Source organism: Gracilibacillus orientalis, assembly GCF_900114645.1.
Lineage (GTDB): Bacteria > Bacillota > Bacilli > Bacillales > Amphibacillaceae > Gracilibacillus > Gracilibacillus orientalis.
Genome location: NZ_FOTR01000007.1, coordinates 230,956 through 248,251, shown reverse-complemented (window position 1 = coordinate 248,251; position 17,296 = coordinate 230,956). Strand labels below are relative to the sequence as shown.

General features: G+C 35.6%; 16 protein-coding genes. 13 read left to right on the top strand and 3 right to left on the bottom strand.

The window, feature by feature from the left end:
- Window positions 1-3 precede the first annotated feature (3 nt).
- From BM121_RS14280 to ytxJ, 9 genes are all read left to right on the top strand, one after another.
- Window positions 4-534: a hypothetical protein gene (locus BM121_RS14280; RefSeq protein ID WP_091484320.1), complete on the top strand. Its 531-nt coding sequence runs from the start codon at window positions 4-6 to the stop codon at window positions 532-534.
- 1 nt (window position 535) lies between these two features.
- Window positions 536-847, top strand: coding sequence for a thioredoxin family protein (locus tag BM121_RS14275; RefSeq protein WP_091484319.1), 312 nt, complete (start codon window positions 536-538; stop codon window positions 845-847).
- 137 nt (window positions 848-984) lie between these two features.
- The gene (locus BM121_RS14270; RefSeq protein ID WP_091484318.1) at window positions 985-1,788 is read left to right on the top strand and encodes a DUF1444 domain-containing protein; all 804 of its coding nucleotides are present in this window, start codon (window positions 985-987) and stop codon (window positions 1,786-1,788) included.
- Window positions 1,789-1,805: 17 nt separating this feature from the next.
- Entirely contained in the window at window positions 1,806-2,405 is a 600-nt protein-coding gene (gene ytpR / locus BM121_RS14265; RefSeq protein ID WP_091484317.1) for a YtpR family tRNA-binding protein, read from the top strand.
- 153 nt (window positions 2,406-2,558) lie between these two features.
- The gene (locus BM121_RS14260) at window positions 2,559-4,649 is read left to right on the top strand and encodes a DNA translocase FtsK (protein WP_091484316.1); all 2,091 of its coding nucleotides are present in this window, start codon (window positions 2,559-2,561) and stop codon (window positions 4,647-4,649) included.
- Window positions 4,650-4,880: 231 nt separating this feature from the next.
- Entirely contained in the window at window positions 4,881-6,176 is a 1,296-nt protein-coding gene (gene murC / locus BM121_RS14255; protein ID WP_091484315.1) for a UDP-N-acetylmuramate--L-alanine ligase, read from the top strand.
- A gap of 315 nt (window positions 6,177-6,491) precedes the next feature.
- Entirely contained in the window at window positions 6,492-6,899 is a 408-nt protein-coding gene (locus tag BM121_RS14250) for a DUF948 domain-containing protein (protein WP_091484314.1), read from the top strand.
- Window positions 6,900-6,931: 32 nt separating this feature from the next.
- A complete protein-coding gene (locus BM121_RS14245) occupies window positions 6,932-7,366 on the top strand; it encodes a YtxH domain-containing protein (protein ID WP_091484313.1) in 435 nt (144 codons plus the stop codon).
- A 118-nt stretch (window positions 7,367-7,484) separates the two neighbouring features.
- Window positions 7,485-7,808: a bacillithiol system redox-active protein YtxJ gene (gene ytxJ, locus BM121_RS14240; RefSeq protein ID WP_175495437.1), complete on the top strand. Its 324-nt coding sequence runs from the start codon at window positions 7,485-7,487 to the stop codon at window positions 7,806-7,808.
- A gap of 19 nt (window positions 7,809-7,827) precedes the next feature.
- On the opposite strand, the gene pilM is transcribed toward ytxJ, so the two are convergent.
- A complete protein-coding gene (gene pilM, locus BM121_RS14235; RefSeq protein WP_091484312.1) occupies window positions 7,828-9,966 on the bottom strand; it encodes a pilus assembly protein PilM in 2,139 nt (712 codons plus the stop codon).
- A 159-nt stretch (window positions 9,967-10,125) separates the two neighbouring features.
- Here pilM and BM121_RS14230 point away from each other — a divergent pair, with 159 nt between their 5' ends.
- The 4 genes from BM121_RS14230 (at window position 10,126) to motS (ending at window position 14,687) form a co-directional block, all read left to right on the top strand.
- Window positions 10,126-11,190 carry a bifunctional 3-deoxy-7-phosphoheptulonate synthase/chorismate mutase gene (locus tag BM121_RS14230; RefSeq protein ID WP_091484311.1) on the top strand — a complete coding sequence of 355 codons (1,065 nt, stop codon included), beginning with the start codon at window positions 10,126-10,128 and terminating at the stop codon, window positions 11,188-11,190.
- Window positions 11,191-11,987: 797 nt separating this feature from the next.
- A complete protein-coding gene (gene ccpA / locus BM121_RS14225; RefSeq protein WP_091484310.1) occupies window positions 11,988-12,983 on the top strand; it encodes a catabolite control protein A in 996 nt (331 codons plus the stop codon).
- A gap of 83 nt (window positions 12,984-13,066) precedes the next feature.
- The gene (gene motP, locus BM121_RS14220; RefSeq protein WP_091484309.1) at window positions 13,067-13,891 is read left to right on the top strand and encodes a flagellar motor protein MotP; all 825 of its coding nucleotides are present in this window, start codon (window positions 13,067-13,069) and stop codon (window positions 13,889-13,891) included.
- A complete protein-coding gene (gene motS, locus BM121_RS14215; protein WP_091484308.1) occupies window positions 13,881-14,687 on the top strand; it encodes a flagellar motor protein MotS in 807 nt (268 codons plus the stop codon). Before motP ends, motS begins: the two co-directional genes overlap by 11 nt.
- 797 nt (window positions 14,688-15,484) lie before the next feature.
- Here motS and BM121_RS14210 read toward each other — a convergent pair.
- Both BM121_RS14210 and BM121_RS14205 read right to left on the bottom strand, forming a co-directional pair.
- Entirely contained in the window at window positions 15,485-16,654 is a 1,170-nt protein-coding gene (locus tag BM121_RS14210; protein ID WP_091484307.1) for an acetoin utilization protein AcuC, read from the bottom strand.
- Window positions 16,644-17,294, bottom strand: coding sequence for a CBS and ACT domain-containing protein (locus BM121_RS14205; protein ID WP_091484306.1), 651 nt, complete (start codon window positions 17,292-17,294; stop codon window positions 16,644-16,646). Before BM121_RS14205 ends, BM121_RS14210 begins: the two co-directional genes overlap by 11 nt.
- Between the last annotated feature and the right edge of the window lie 2 nt (window positions 17,295-17,296).

Below are 17,296 nucleotides of genomic sequence, written 5' to 3'. Positions count from 1 at the left end.
TATATGAAAATGGAAATATCTGGTTTGGTTGTCGTTTCCTTGTTAATTATTTTTTTAATATTAATGAGTATTTATACAATCAAGCCGACTGAGGAAGTTTTATCTGAAGCAATTGAAGTTGCAGAGCAACAATTTCAACAAAATTCAAAAGAGCAAAATCAACAAATAGATAGCTTTTCTTTATATTTACCAGAAGGATATGAAGTAGAAAAACAAGCAGCTAATAATTGGTTACTGACAAAAGAAGAAAAGACATTCATTTTATTTTATAATGCATTAGAGGCTCAAACGAGTAGATTAAATTATGAAGCAGCGAAGGAAGAAGATAACCATGAGTGGCTAGTTTCCTTCGAAGACCAAGATCGTTTTGGTTATGTAAATATAGTTGAACATGAAGAGCAATTTGAAGTACAATTGGGTGTTGGTGGTGTTAAAGTTACGACAATAAGTACGGAAAGTGAATTGAAGCAAGATGTAATGGATATGATGGATATCGCCAACTCTATAGCATATGAAGAGACAGGAGCATCGTAATATGAAAACTTTACAATCAGAACAAGAATTTGAACAGTTGAAAAACGAACAAAAAGTTATCTTTTTATTTTCAGCGGATTGGTGTCCGGATTGTCGTGTTATTGAGCCACTTTTACCTGAAATAGAAGAGAAATATAATGAGTATTTATTTGTATATGTCGACAGAGATCAATTTATTGATATATGTGCAAACAATGATATTTTTGGAATTCCAAGCTTTTTAGCTTATGATCATGGAAAAGAATTAGATCGTTTTGTAAGTAAAGATAGTAAAACTAAAAATGAGATTGAAAATTTTATTGAAAACTTATGATAAACCATAAAAAGGATCTATCCATTTAGGTAGATTCTTTTTGTTCTTTCTGCTAGCAGATTAGCTATTTTCCATTTGCATAAAAAAGTGTTACAATACCCTTTAGTGTTTTCTTCCCCAAAAGGAGGATGAAGAGAATGAAAATGACTTCTATTAAAATGAAAAGAAAACTAGACGAATTATTTGAAAGTGATGCTTGGCGTGTCTCATTTAATCGAGATAAAGACGTTTATCGCATTGAATGGAAGGACACCAAACAAGGTGTTTCGATAAATATTCCTAATGTGATTGCAAAATATGAACGAAGAGGCGACACAGCACTAGAGGAATTACAGTTCCATGTGAGTGAATCGTTAAAAATGATGCATGAAGATCACCAGCTTGAAGGACAGGAAAAGCAAATATACCCTGTTATACGTGCGACATCTTTTCCAAAGAAAACAAAGGCAGGTACACGTTTAGTCTATTCTGAGCATACAGCAGAAACGAATATCTATTATGCATTAGATTTAGGTACGACTTACCAGCTTATTGATGAAAAGATGATAGAAGAACAAGGCTGGTCATTTGAAAGGTTAAAGGAAATATCTACGTTTAATATTCGTTCTTTATCTGTTTCACCAAAAAAAGATACGGTGGCAGACAATGATTTTAATTTTATAGCGACACAGGATGGATATGATGCTAGTCGTATATTAAATGAGGCATTCTTAGAAGAAATGAAAGCTAATGCACTTGGAGAGGTAGTTGTAGCTGTACCTCATCAAGACGTGTTGATTGTAGCAGATATCAAAAATGAAGCAGGATATGATATCCTTGCACAGATGACAATGAAGTTCTTTGCTGAAGGACGAGTGCCTATTACATCACTACCGTTTATATATGAAGATAAGCATTTAGAACCAGTATTTATCTTAGCTAAAAATAAACCAAAAGAATAAGAGAGGAATAAGAAAAAATGTTTGTTTACTACAATCAAAAAGGTATTGGAGACGTACTTCTTTTCCCAATTAAAAATAGTGAAAAAGTAACATTTGAATCATTTAACGATGTTGTGAAGATTATCGATGAAAATACAAATGAGGTTGTGGGATATAATGTATTCCATGCATCTAACTATTTCACTGATTTATCAGATGGAAAAATTAAATTAACGGAAGAACTACTTGCAACCATAAGAAAAGCGTTTGGACAAAATAACCTAAATGATCCATTAGATTTAGATTTGTCGCCAAAATTTGTTGTCGGTTATGTGAATGAGATTCAACCTCATGAAAATGCGGACAAATTACGCCTCTGTCAAGTTGATGTCGGCAATGAGCAATTACAAATTGTATGTGGAGCACCAAATGTAGACCAAGGACAAAAAGTTGTCGTAGCAAAAGTGGGTGCTATCATGCCAAGTGGATTGGAAATAAAGCCGACTAAACTAAGAGGTGTAGATTCCTGTGGGATGATTTGTTCACAGAAAGAATTAGGGTTACCAAACGCACCAAAAGAAAAAGGGATTTATGTTTTACCAGCTGATAGAGAAGTAGGTAATGAGTTCCAATTTTAGAGAACCTTTGTCTCCGGACAAGGGTTTTTTACTTGTTTTAACATGATTTTTCAAAAAATATAACTATTACAAGTAGCCTTTTCATGATAAAATGGGGAAAGAGTTCTCGATTGTAAAATCGTACATAAATTAGGAAGTGAGAGTGAACGTACGATGTGGAAAAATATTAAAAAGAGATGGGAACATTTATTTGAAGAGAACGAGCCAGAATTAACGAGTGAAACAAAACCGTTACAAAAAAAAACGATAGAAACGAAAATGGCATATAAGTATCCGAAAAATAATACAACCGACAAGCTCATAAAAAGAAAAAGTGTACATAAAGAAAATCGTTCATCGGACCAAAAGCAGCACCAACACCAACAAGAAGAACATGTTGAATATCAAAGTAAGCGACAGCCTTTTAAAGCACAGGAAGTACCTTCTCCTGTACATGGCTTTCGAAATAATTCTAAGCCAGTCATAGAAGCTAAGGAATCGTCAGATGGACAATTGGAATCGAAAGTGGAAAATGAACATGAAACTGCGACTTCAAAAAATGAAATGATGGAGCATGAACAGGTAGTAGAGAGTGAATTACCTTCAACAACACCTTCATCTCCACCTGTTACGGAAGAGAAAAAGCAATCTGAAATAGAAAATAAACCTAGTAAAACAGTAGAAATATCGAAAGTAATGGAAACCAAGAAGAAAGATAAAAACGATCGAAAATCGAGTGCTAAGCCATTAAATGTGATGATGACTCCAAGGGATAAATGGAAGCAACATAAGAAACGGGAAAAACCAAGACAACATAGGCATGAAAGTCATCACCCGACTTCAGATCATGTTCAAATACAAAAATCAGTTCCTATCCATTTGCTCAATGATGCAAAACAAACCGAACAAAAATATGATGGATGGGTTAATGAACAAGCGGAAACCTTACAAACTACTTTACGTTACTTTAATATAAAAGCTAAAGTCGTTGATAAGACACAAGGTCCGTCTGTGACACGTTTTGAAATTCAACCAGAACCAGGTGTGAAAGTTAGTAAAATTAAGAATTTAAGTGATGATATCAAGTTGAATTTAGCGGCAAAAGATATTCGAATGGAAGCACCAATTCCAGGCAAAAACACCATTGGTATTGAAGTGCCTAACTTGAATCCGGAGCCTGTCTTTTTGCAAAAGATGTTAGAGAGCAACGCATTTCAAGGAAATTCATCACCACTAACTGTTGCACTTGGTTCTGACATAGAAGGAAACTCTGTTGCAACCGATTTGAAGAAAATGCCACACGGACTTATTGCTGGTGCAACTGGCTCTGGTAAAAGTGTCTGTATCAATACGATCTTAATTAGCTTATTATATAAAGCTAATCACGAGGAAGTTAAATTTTTGTTAATTGATCCGAAAATGGTCGAATTAACACCTTATAATGATATCCCTCACTTGGTAGCACCTGTCATTACGGATGTAAAAGCAGCAACTTCATCTTTAAAATGGGCTGTTCAGGAAATGGAGGACAGGTATGGGAAGTTTGTCCAAGAAGGAGCAAGGGATATTAATCGCTATAATGAGAAAATGAAACAACAAAATCGTTCTGAAGAACATATGCCGTATATCGTCATTGTGATTGATGAGCTGGCAGACTTAATGATGACATCTCCACAAGATGTGGAAGATGCCATTTGCCGTATTGCACAAAAGGCACGAGCGTGTGGTATTCATTTGCTAATAGCTACACAAAGACCATCTGTAGATGTTATTACGGGTCTAATAAAAGCTAATATACCTAGTAGAATTGCATTTAGTGTATCGTCACAAGTAGATTCCAGAACGATTTTAGACACAAATGGAGCAGAAAAATTACTAGGAAAGGGAGATATGCTATTTGTCGAGAATGGGTCAGGGGAAACCAAAAGAATACAGGGTGCCTTTGTATCTGATGATGAAATAGAGCGTATTACTAATTATGTCAAGCAGATAGCAAGTCCAAACTATTTATTTGAGCAAGAGCAACTAATACAGCAAGTTTCTTCCGACGAAGATACAGATGAACTTTATCATGAAGCGGTTGAATTTATTTTGGATTATAATGGGGCTAGTGCTTCTTTACTACAACGTCGATTTAAGGTTGGATATAATCGTGCAGCAAGGTTAATTGACATGATGGAGGATAATGGTATCATTTCTGGACAGAATGGAAGTAAACAAAGAGAGATTTTATTATCTCGTCATGATCTAATAAACAAAAATTAGTCAGTTAATTGTATGGTGAACGTTTATAGAGCAGTTCAAAATGATTGGAAGAACGTTCAACATTGATTGCGTATATAATAGCATAAATACCTAAATATGCCTAAAGACTTGACACAAATTAAAATTTATTAGAAGATAATTTCTTGTGTTATATAAAATTAAAAATATGATTAGAAAAACAATCATGATGAGACGAATTAATTTTATCATTGATTTTGGAGGTTCTTTTTTATGGAAATTTACCATTTTATTGGTATTAAAGGGACAGGAATGAGTGCTTTGGCACAAATCCTGGCAGACTCTGGTGAACAAGTACAGGGGTCTGATATTGAAAAATATATATTTACACAAGATGCTTTAGAAGATAAGAATATACCGATATTATCTTTTTCAGAAGATAATATTAAAGAAGGCTTAACAATCATTGCGGGAAATGCCTTTAATGAGGATCATGAGGAAATCAAAAAAGCAAAAGAACTAGGGCTACCATTCTATCGATATCATGAGTTTTTAGGTGAATGGATTAACCAATATACAAGTATTGCAGTTACTGGTGCACATGGAAAAACATCAACAACTGGCTTACTTGCCCATGTTCTGGATAAAGCTTGTCCAATCTCCTATTTAATTGGTGATGGTACTGGTAAAGGAGCAGAAGACAGTGAGTATTATGTATTTGAAGCATGTGAATACCGACGTCATTTTTTAGCCTATAAACCAGATTATGCTATTATGACAAATGTTGATTTTGATCATCCTGACTATTTTAAAGATGTTGATGATGTATTTGAGTCTTTTCAACAAATGGCTGATAATGTAAAAAAGGGTATTGTTGCTTGTGGTGATGATGAGTATTTACAATCGATCCAAGCTAAAGTACCTGTTCTTTATTATGGATTAAATGATAGTAATGATTTTTGTGCTAAAAATATTCAAGTGGCTGGAAATGGTACGAAATTTGATGTATTTGTTCGTAATAACTATTATGATACATTTCAAATTAACGCATTTGGAGACCACAATATATTAAATGCATTAGCTGTTATTACCATTTGTCATTATGAAGACTTTACTGCGTCCCAAATTAAAGAGATTGTATCATTCAAAGGGGTAAAAAGAAGGTTTTCCGAGAAACAAGTCGATAATCAAGTTTTAATTGATGACTATGCTCATCATCCGAAGGAAGTAGAAGCGACGATAGAAGCAGCTCGAAAAAAATATCCTGAAAAGGAAATTGTTGCGATATTTCAGCCTCATACGTATTCCAGAACGAAAACTTTTATGAATGAATTCGGTGAAGCTTTGTCAGAAGCGGATGCTATATACTTATGTGATATTTTCGGGTCTGCAAGAGAATCGCAAGCAAACTTGACGATTAATGATTTGAAACAATTAATCAATCAAAGTGAGTTATTGAAATTAGATAATATTCATCTTTTAGAAAATCACCAGAATAGTGTATTAGTATTTATGGGTGCCGGAGATATTCAGAAATACCAGGAAGCATATGAAAAAAGCCTTAAATAAGAAGGATTCGACCATTTTTGTATATGTGTAAAAAAAGAAGGGTGGACCCTTCTTTTTTTTATAAGACAAGAAAGTATACTACGAAGCGTTACTAGAAGACACAGACACATCACGGGGCTTCAGACTGTTACTTTCCCACAGGAGTTTGGTTGGTTTTCTTAGAAGACAATTAGCAAGTGTTAATACTTGACTTTTCTGAAAAAATTTAACCCTATTACGTGCAATTTATGATTATCTTGTTTAGAATAGCTTATAAAGGGTATACCATAATTATTAGGTTAATTAGTAATACATAATGAAGGAGTGAAGGCTCGGATGGAAATTCTCTTATACCTTGCCGCAATCATAGCAGCAGTTGCTTTTGCCATTTTAGTTATTTACTTAGTAAAAGTTTTGAAAGAAACAAAACGTACTATGTCACATGTGGCAGACACACTGGAAGGTTTAGAAAAACAAATGGAGGGTATTACAGTTGAGACAACGGCTTTATTAAATAAGACAAACAATTTAGCCGAAGATATCAATGAAAAGACCGTAAAACTAAATACATTAGTAGATGGTGTGAAAAATATTGGGGATACTGTAAAAGATTTCACCCAATCTATTCGTAATGTTTCCCAATCTGTAAATCGCATTGCAGATGAAAACAAAGAAACAACGGCAGAAGCTATTAAGTGGAGCACAGTAGTAATGGAATTGTTTAAAAAAAATAAAGAAAAATAAAGAAAAATAATATTTTATTGGAGGAATGAGAAATGACGAATCAAAATCAAAATCAGAATGAAGAGAATCAAAACATTAACAGCAAGGACTTTTTAATAGGCTCACTAATTGGTGGAATTGTCGGGGCATCATTGGCATTAATTTTCGCTCCAAAGTCAGGTAAAGAATTAAGAGGTGATCTTAACCAGGGTGCACACTACGTAAAAGATCGCGCTAATGATTGGAAAGATGTTGCTTATGAAAAAAGTGGTGAGTGGAGAGACTATGCGAAAGAACAGTCTCAACAATTAGGCCACACTGTTTCAGAAAGGTCACAAGATCTAACCAGTAAGTTAAAAGAAACGAAAGAAACTATTCAGGAAAAAATATCTAAAGATGAAGATCCAGAAAAAGCAGCAGAAGAAGTAGCACAAGCCATTGAAGAAGCAGCACAGGCTGTAGAAGAAGAAAATAATACAAACGTATAATCACACAAGGCTGTTTTATAGAATAGTCTCACAAGGTCTAAACCCGTTTCTATGTCATAAATGAAACGGGTTTAGCATTGGGACAATCTTTTTAGTAGCCAGTAAGGATGTGGAACAAATGGAAATAAAAAATATCGAATCAATTGAACAATTTCAGCAAATCATTGAGGAGAATAATCAATTTGTTTTGCTGAAGAATAGTTTAACTTGTCCGATCAGTACAGCCGCCAATCAAGAGTATGAAAATTTTAGTGAGAAAGATGGTATTCCGCTTTTTCGATTGCACGTACAGCATGCGAGAGAACTTTCTAATTACATAGCTGATACGTATGAGATAAAGCATGAATCACCACAAGTGATAAAAGTAGTGGATGGAAAACCAACATGGGATACGAGTCATTCCAATATTACAGAACGTAGTTTAGAAGCTAATTGCTTATAAAAGAGAGAGTCGCCGTTGTTTAAATCAGGCGACTCTCTATATTTATTTCAATATGATCATTTGGTTGCAACTCTTCAAGGAATGTCGCAGATTGTCCATTTCTTTTTAATTCAACCCTGCCTTTGGCTTGAGATACGTCAAGTGAAATAAAACGGAAGATGTCCTGAAAAATAAATGGATCTGCTTTTTGCTCAAAGATTTGCAGTTTATCTTGATCTTCTATAGATGCCTCTAAAGATAGCACTTCTCCTCGACGATATACTTTTACAAGGTCTTTTGAAAGTGTTAAACGCTTTTTATTGTAGGTAATAGTCATTTCATTCTGATAACGAATCTCTAATTTCTCCAGAAGTTCTTGTAACGGCGGAATATTTGCTGCGTATGTTTCTAGCTTATCACCATTTTTTAGAAGCGTATCTATTTTTGCTGGTTTTCCATTATGTAGTAATGTTTGACTGTAATCTTCTAATACTTTCTTATTATCATCGATCCATATCGTATATGGTGTGTTCACTTGTTCTGAAATCTGATAATAGTGTAAGAGATCTTTTAAGGTAATGTTGTGACTGTATTCAATTTTATCTCCATCTTTTAATAGATAGCTATTGTTAGTTTTTTCATTGTTTACTAGAATCTTTGGTTTCATTTTCATTGCTTTTTGATTGTAATAGACTGTTATGGAAGAAGTTTCTCCAATAAATTCTTCAAGACTCATTTTCGCAGGTGCTCCGTCTTGTCCTTTCTCAATGATTAACATATCTCCATTATGAACGATGTCGTCAACGTTCGATTCGTGATCATTTAATAAAATTTTCGGGGCAGTACCGAATTCGCCTGGTAAAGTGATGGGCTTACCATTGTATTCAACCATTGCTGCCATGCCTGGTTTACCATACAGTTTCTTGATATTAATTCCTGCCGCAAGCAGACAATCTGCAACAATTAAGTCTTTCATTTCAAATAAGCGAATCACTTGTTCATTCAGCGTAACACTTATATAGTGCACCGGATTTTGTTTTGCCGCAATAGCGATACCAATCGGAGTGATAAATTCAGGGCCAATTGGTAAATCATCATCTTTTGATAACAATTGAATTGCATCTACTCCTCTAATCGCTACTCGGTTGGTTGGGAGTTTCAGCTTGATCGCAAGTCTCTTGGCTAATTCAGGTGTTTGACTGCCTCCACCAACTAACATGACGGCTTTAGGTGCCTTACCATTCAAAGCAATTATTTCTTCTGAAATCGATCTAGCCAGTTCGTCTACTGGAGGTGAGATATGTTCGATTAATTCTTCATAAGTTACTTCTTGTTCAAACCCAAGAATATCAGAAACTGTTGCCTTTTTATGTAAAGTGATTTCTTTTTTGAAATCTTCCGCTTGATTAAAATCTAATAAATAGTGATCACTAATCGCTTCTGTTATTTCGTCTCCTGCTCTTGGAACCATACCATAAGCAGTAACTGTGCCTTCAGATGTAAGTGCGATATCACTTGTACCAGCACCAATATCAACTAATGCAACATTCAATCGCCTCATAGAAGTAGGGATCAATACTTGTATTGCCGCAATCGGTTCTAATGTTAAAGCTTCTAATTGCAATTCCGAACGGCTTAAGGCAGATAATAATGATTCTACGACCACTTTTGGTAGAAAAGTTGCGATAATTTCCACTTCAGCTTTTTCACCTTGCTGGTCAATTAATGATCCGATCTCTTCTCCATCTAGCGAATAATGAATAACAGAGTAACCAACACAATAATAATGATGACTGGCCTCATCATCTCCTGTTGCAAGTTCAAATTGTGCCTGTTGTACCGCTTCTAACTCTAAGAAAAGAATATCTTCTTCGTTCATTAATGGTTGTTTAGCAATTTCTTTCGTTGTTTTAATCCGTTTTGTTTTTAAAGCACGTCCAGCAGCAGCTACACATACTTTTTCTAATACTGTATTATGTTTTTCTTCCATATGTATTTTTACTTGCTGTATCACTTTTGCAACAGAAACAATATCATGTATTTGTCCATCTAACATGGACCGTTCATCATGTTCTACCATATGATAATCTATCAAATGATAGTGGTCATTATTCTTTTCCATTAAAAGACCTACGACAGACCTGGTACCGATATCTAGTGCGAACATTTGCTCATTCATAACTGTTTTTCCTTCCTATTGTGAAAAAATTAGAAATATTCTATAAAACATTTCTTCTAACTGGTGACAAGTCGCCATATTTTAGCTATAATTATCCGTAATTCTATAAAAAGTATAACATCTTTTCAGGAATTTAAAATAGGAGTAGGGGGATTTATAATGAGTAATGAACAATTGGATCAGCTTCGCGGAAAGCTTGACCAAGTTAACTTAGAGATATTAGAGTTAATTAATAAACGAGCTGAACTTGTGAAAGAAACTGGTCAGGTAAAAGAAAAACAAGGTGCTAATCGTAGTTATGATCCAGTTCGTGAACGCGATATGTTAAATTTAATTACAAAGCATAATAATGGCCCATTTGAAAATTCTACGATTGTTCACTTATTCAAAGAAGTATTTAAAGCAGGTCTTGAATTACAAGAAGATGACCATAGTAAAGCATTACTAGTATCTCGTAAGAAAAAACCAGAAGATACGGTAATTGATATAAATGGAGATAAATTTGGTGATGGTAATCAGCACTTCATTTTTGGTCCATGTGCAGTAGAAAGCTATGATCAAGTAGCGGAAGTTGCTTCTGCTATTAAGGGAGAAGGCTTGAAATTAATTCGTGGCGGTGCTTTTAAACCAAGAACGTCACCGTATGATTTCCAAGGTTTAGGTTTTGAAGGGCTTGAAATTTTGAAAAAGGTATCAGATGAGTATGGATTAGCAGTTGTCAGTGAAATTGTAAATCCTGCACATATTGAAGAGGCAGTTAATTATATAGATGTCATTCAAATTGGTGCTCGTAACATGCAAAACTTTGAGTTATTAAAAGCTGCAGGCGAAACGAATAAACCAGTACTGTTAAAACGTGGTATGTCTGCTACAATTTCTGATTTTATCAATGCAGCAGAATATGTAAATTCTAAAGGTAATGGACAAATTATTCTGTGTGAACGTGGAATTAGAACATACGAAAAAGCAACTCGTAATACGTTAGATATAACAGCTGTTCCGATTTTAAAACAAGAAACGCACTTACCTGTTATGGTTGACGTAACACATTCGACTGGTAGAAGAGATTTATTATTACCGGCAGCAAAAGCTGCGTTAGCGATCGGCGCAGACGGAGTCATGGCAGAAGTGCACCCAGATCCAGCAGTAGCACTATCTGACGCAGCACAACAAATGGATATCCCAACCTTCCATAACTTTTTGAGTGAATTACAAAATAAATAACCAAAAAACTCCTGTTTCTGACAGGAGTTTTTATTTTGCCTAATTTTCTCCTATAGAACAGTAGATACAAACAGCGAAGTAATGAAATTCTCTATATAGTGAGGCTCCCATCCATACTTTTATGAATGAGTGGTAGGCCATCGCTGCGAAAAAACGCTCCCTTTCCGTGGGAACGCTTCAGCCTCCTCAGAAGCAAAAATCGCTTCTTGCGGGGTCTTCAGACTGTTCCTTTCCCACAGGAGTGTCGCATTTTCCCGCAGCTTAGAATAGTCTTCTGATCAAGTGAAAATAAATCCTCAAGATGTTTATTCCATGGATTTTAACCTTTCTATCATCAGAGAATCCTTACTAGCGGAGGCAGAATACGCAGACTCCTACACCCCGCAGAAAAGCTTTTTTTGCTTTTTGAGGAGACAGAGGCCGTGCCTTGTGGCATAGAAGACACTGTGAAAACTTGGTTGAACAGATGTCGCACTTGTGCCCTTGGGTGAAAGCGGAGTATTCTGCCGCAGCGTTTCCCAGCACTCACAAAAGGTGGAAGAGCAAATCCACGCAATAAATTACTTCACAGTTTATGTTTTATGTAGTTTATTTTAAGTTCAATAGGGTACATGATATAATAAAATGAAAAGTTTTTCATAAAATGATTATTTTGATGTTAATTTTTGTGCAAAATTTGTTATAATATGAATGATATACATATATAATGTAGATATCGTTTATTTTTTGCAGAAATACTCTTTGTAGCGTATGATGAGAGAAATATACCGTTAATTAGAATATTGGAGGTTATTATAATGAATATAACAATTTATGACGTAGCAAGAGAAGCTAACGTCTCCATGGCTACAGTATCACGTGTTGTGAACGGAAACCCGAACGTGAAGCCAGCGACAAGAAAAAAAGTACTAAATACAATAGAAAGACTAGGCTATCGTCCAAATGCTGTTGCAAGAGGTCTGGCAAGTAAAAAAACAACTACAGTAGGGGTTATCATTCCAGATATTTCAAGCATCTTCTTTTCAGAGCTAGCTAGAGGTATCGATGATATTGCTACTATGTATAAATATAATATTATTTTGAGTAACTCTGATCAAAATAAAGATAAAGAGTTACGATTGATTAATACCATGTTTGAAAAGCAAGTAGATGGCCTAGTGTATATGGGCGCGAATATTAGTGAAGAGCATGTACAGCAATTAAAAACTTCGCCTGTACCTGTAGCTTTAGCTGCAACCATTGATTCGAGTGAAACCATTCCATCAGTTAATATTGATTATGAACAAGCAGCTTATGAAGCAACCTCACTTCTCATTGAAAACGGCACAAAACATCCGATTTATGTAAGTGGGCAAGAAACTTCTGCTGTCAATGAAAAGAAATATGCAGGTTACGTAAAAGCGATTAAAGAATCGAATAAAGAAGTAAATGAGGATTATATTATATCAGCAGAGTTCTCCTATGAATCAGGAATAGAGGCAGCTAATCAAATTATTAACATCAAAGATTATCCAACAGGGATTTTCGTAGCAACGGATGAAATGGCACTTGGTGTTATCCATGGTCTACAAGATAATGGGGTTAATGTCCCTGAGGACGTTGAAGTAGTCGGTTTTGATAATACAAGATTAGCGACAATGGTACGTCCAACACTATCAACAGTTGTACAACCTATGTATGACATTGGTGCGGTTGCGATGCGTTTATTGACTAAATTTATGAATAAAGAAAACGTAGAGGAACAAAATGTTGTATTACCACATCAAATTGTTAAAAGAAACTCAACAAAATAAAATAAATGCCGATAATAATGCTAGGATGCTTCGTTACATCCTGGCATTTTATTTTTAGAGTTTTTTACTGGGGAGAGAATACTATGAACAAAAGAGATTTTTTGACTCCAATCGGCATTACCATTGGTTTTATAATGATTATGTTTGGGATTATTAGCAGTGGTGGTATGGGAGGCTTTGCTGGTTTTGTGCAAGGATCCTCTGTCTTGATTGTACTTGGTGGTCTAGTAGCGGCACTACTAGTTAATTTTAATATTGAACAAATAAAAACAACGAAAAATGTTATACAAGAAGTATTTAAGCGAAATGAACATAATTTGGCCGAATTGATTGAATTATTTGAGCGATTATCTGATCGAGCTAGACGGGAAGGATTATTGGCTCTGGAAAATGAACTAGAAGAAGTGAATGATCCCTATATTAGAAAAGGCGTACTATTAGCCATTGACGGGATTGAGCCTGAAGTGATTAATGATATTATGAACGCAGAAATTGATGCAATGGAAGATCGCCATTACCGTGGCCGTCTAATTGTTGAAAAAGCTGGTGAATATGCACCTGCCTGGGGAATGATCGGTACTTTAATAGGTTTAATTCTTATGTTGCAAAATTTGGAGGATCCAACTACTCTTGGCCCCAGTATGGCAGTGGCCTTACTAACAACTTTCTATGGATCTGTGATGGCGAACTTAGTATTTACACCAATGGCTGGTAAATTAGAAACGAAAACAAGTGAAGAGGTCTTTATAAAGCAAGTTATTATAGAAGGTGTAATCGGTGTACAATCTGGACAAAATCCTAGAATTTTGAAAGAAAAACTAAGCGCATTTTTATCAGATAAAGAAAAGAATAAGAAAGTAGAAACAGAAGAGGAGAATTTCACGGAGGAATCCTTTAATGAAGCGTAGAAACAAACAACGTCCAGAGAAAAAAGGTGCACCAAAATGGATGGTAACATATGCGGATATGGTAACATTAATTTTAGTATTTTTTGTCTTGTTATTTTCCATGTCACAAATAGATGCGGAAAAGTTCAGAGCGATTGCGGACGCCTTTAAAAGTGAAAACATATTTGAGGCAATGCCATCTATCATTGAAGAACAATTTCCAACTGAAAATGTAGAAGTACTAAAAGAAGAAGAAAATGATGATAAATCAGAAGATACAATTCTTGGTGAAGACCATGAAGGACAAGAACAAATCGACTCAGAATTTAATACAGTGGAAGGCACACCAGATCAAGACGAGCTAGATGAGTTGTTAGCAGAAGTAGAATCCTATTTAAATAAAAATGATTTAAATCAGGTTATTTCTGCTACTAGAACCGATCAAGGTGTTGTATTGGTTTTACAGGAAAGAGTTCTTTTTGAAACAGGGGAAGCAGAAGTGCTTGACCCCGCTAAACCATTTTTGAATAAAATTAGTACATTACTCTCTAATATTCCAAATGAAGTCAGAGTAGAGGGACATACAGATAATCGCCCGATTTCAAGCTATCGTTATCCTTCGAATTGGGAGTTATCAGGTGCTCGAGCTAGTAGTGTTATTCGATTTCTCATAGAATCAAATGATTTTAAAGAATCTCGCTTTATCGCAACTGGATTTGGTGATACACGGCCAGTAGCATCAAATGATAGTTCTGAAGGATGGAGTACAAATCGAAGAGTAGAAATAGTAATACTTGATTCAACAGAGGAATCTTAAGGATGACAACAGTGTCATCCTTTTTAATAATGTAAGAAAGTATAAAATCCTTGGTATCACAGCGTTTTGTCTAATAGCAGCGACATGAATCCAGCGTGTTTTGAAAGATATAGAATGCTAGGCAATCGCTACGGCTGGCCACTTCCCTTTCCGTGGGGTTTTCCTCTCAGCTAACTTTTCCAAGCAAAAAACACTTGGAAAAGTGGATCTTCGAGTAAAACAGTTCCCACTGGAGTGGAAGTGTCCGGCCTTCGCTAGATAGTGATGCTACAATGTTAGGTACACGGAACATGTCGAGTTTTCTTCAAACATAGAATGGCAGTAGTCATCACTACTTACACGCATTGTCGAGCATGATGTAGCGTAGGCGGCCATTTCGACTCCAGGGTGATCAGCTTGAGCGGATATCCACTTTGCAAAGGGCTTTTCTTTGCAAAGTTAGCTGACGAGCACGCCACCCGGAAAGCGAAATGGACAAGCCGAAGCGGGTGTTATCTATACTATTCATTTCAACCGTATGTGAGCAAAGTAAACGATCAGATATCCACCCTTTTTTGCATGTCACGATGCTTATTTTTGTCTGTTATAAGGTCCGGGTGGGCTCACTTTCCTGGTATCTCTTAAATATCAGAATTTTCAAGCCTAAGTCATATCTTATAACGAGTGGGGATCCCGTTGAACAAGAAATAGTGTAGATTTAAAATTGTTTTCGAACGGTAGCATACCAGATTTCTTGTTTTCTTTTAAATAAGGTCTAAAATAGTGTTTTTTCTTAAACACTCATGCTTATGGTCAGCTCAGTCGTGCTTTCTACATTTCTTATTACCAATAAATTTCAGTACTTGTTGATACATGCGTCTATTATTTTCTTCGATCTCCTCACGTCTAGGAATTTCACGATAATCTTGTAAACTATCGTGCCACGTATTAGGCAAAAGAACTGGAGACTCTGACTGCCATTTATCTAGCCAAGCTTGGGGAATAGTTCCCTGAAAGGTTTCGTTTGTATTCATCACCTTCCATAATTGCGACCAGGCTCTTGGGACAACTCTCCAAATATCATAGCCGCCACCGCCTAAGGCTACCCATTTTCCTTGGGAATATTGATGGGCAAGTTGATGAATAATTTTAGGTATTTCTTCGAATAGGTGCAGGCTACCATGTAAATGGGTAAGAGGGTCAAGATAATGTGCATCGACACCATGCTGGCTGACAATGATATCTGGTTGAAAGTACTCGGCTATTTCCTCGATAGATGAGTGAAATACTTCGAGAAATGAATCATCTTCTGTAAAAGCATCCAAAGGAAAGTTAAAAGAATAACCAAAGCCTTCTTTGATACCACGCTCACTTGTTTTCCCTGTTCCAGGATATAAATATCGGCCAGTCTCATGAAAGGATACTGTACAGACATTAGGATCATGATAAAAGCAATGTTGTACTCCGTCCCCGTGATGTGCATCTGTATCAATATATAAAACTTTTATATCATAATGCTTCCTTATATGTTGAATAGCAATGGCTATGTCATTAAAAATACAAAAACCAGAGGCACGGTTTGGAAATCCATGATGAAGTCCACCGCCAAGACTTAATGCATGAGTTACGTTACCATGCATTACTTGTTCACACGCCTCCACTGATCCACTTACTGAAATAAGTGATGCATCAAACATTTTCGAAAAACTTGGGGTATCATGCGTTCCTATCCCATAACCTTCATAGGAGACAGGGTGATTTTTACTTGCTGTCTTTACTGCCTCAATATAGTCGATATCATGAATAGAATATAAGATATCCTCATCTAGTAGTGCCGGTTGAACGATTTGTTTTTCTGTTAATCCCTTGCTTAGTTCTAATAGGTCTTTCGTTAACAGTAACCTTCTCTGATTAAAAGGATGTTCTTCATGGAAGGAATAATCCAGGAAATCATCGGTGTAAATAAAAGCTGTTCTCTCAGATTTCATCTTGGTCCTCCCTGTATGGATAGAGTATTTGATATTCAGACTGTTGAAAATCTTTAACAACCGGCATTGGATTCATTGTTTGAATACGAAAAACGAGCACTTTATAATTTGGTGCGGCAGTATCTGGATAACTGTAAACGGATATAATCTTAATATTTCTCTTAGTGAAATATTGACATACATCTGATAGAACACCTATTTGATCGGAGACTTTTATTTCAAGCTGAGTGTTAGGTGAATGAGTACCAGTTAATTGTATAAAGGCATACAACATATCCTTTTCGGTAATCATTCCTACCAACTGATGATTTTTAACAACAGGTAAGCAGGCAAATTCCTTCTGATAGAAAGTATAAGCGACTTCCTCAAAAAAATCATAAGGATGAGTAGTAATAACCGGTGTAGACATAATATCCTGAATGGATCTCGATAATACTTCTTTCTTTATTTCATCATCTAGTATAGATGGGCTTGCATCGCGCACATCACGATCTGAAACAATGCCTATGACATGCTGATCTTGATTAATAACAGGTATATGTCGGATACTGTGTTTTTGTAATAGCTGTAATGTATCTGAGACGGAAGTATCAGGTGTTATGGTAACTACGTCTGTTTTCATAATATCTTTTACTAACATTT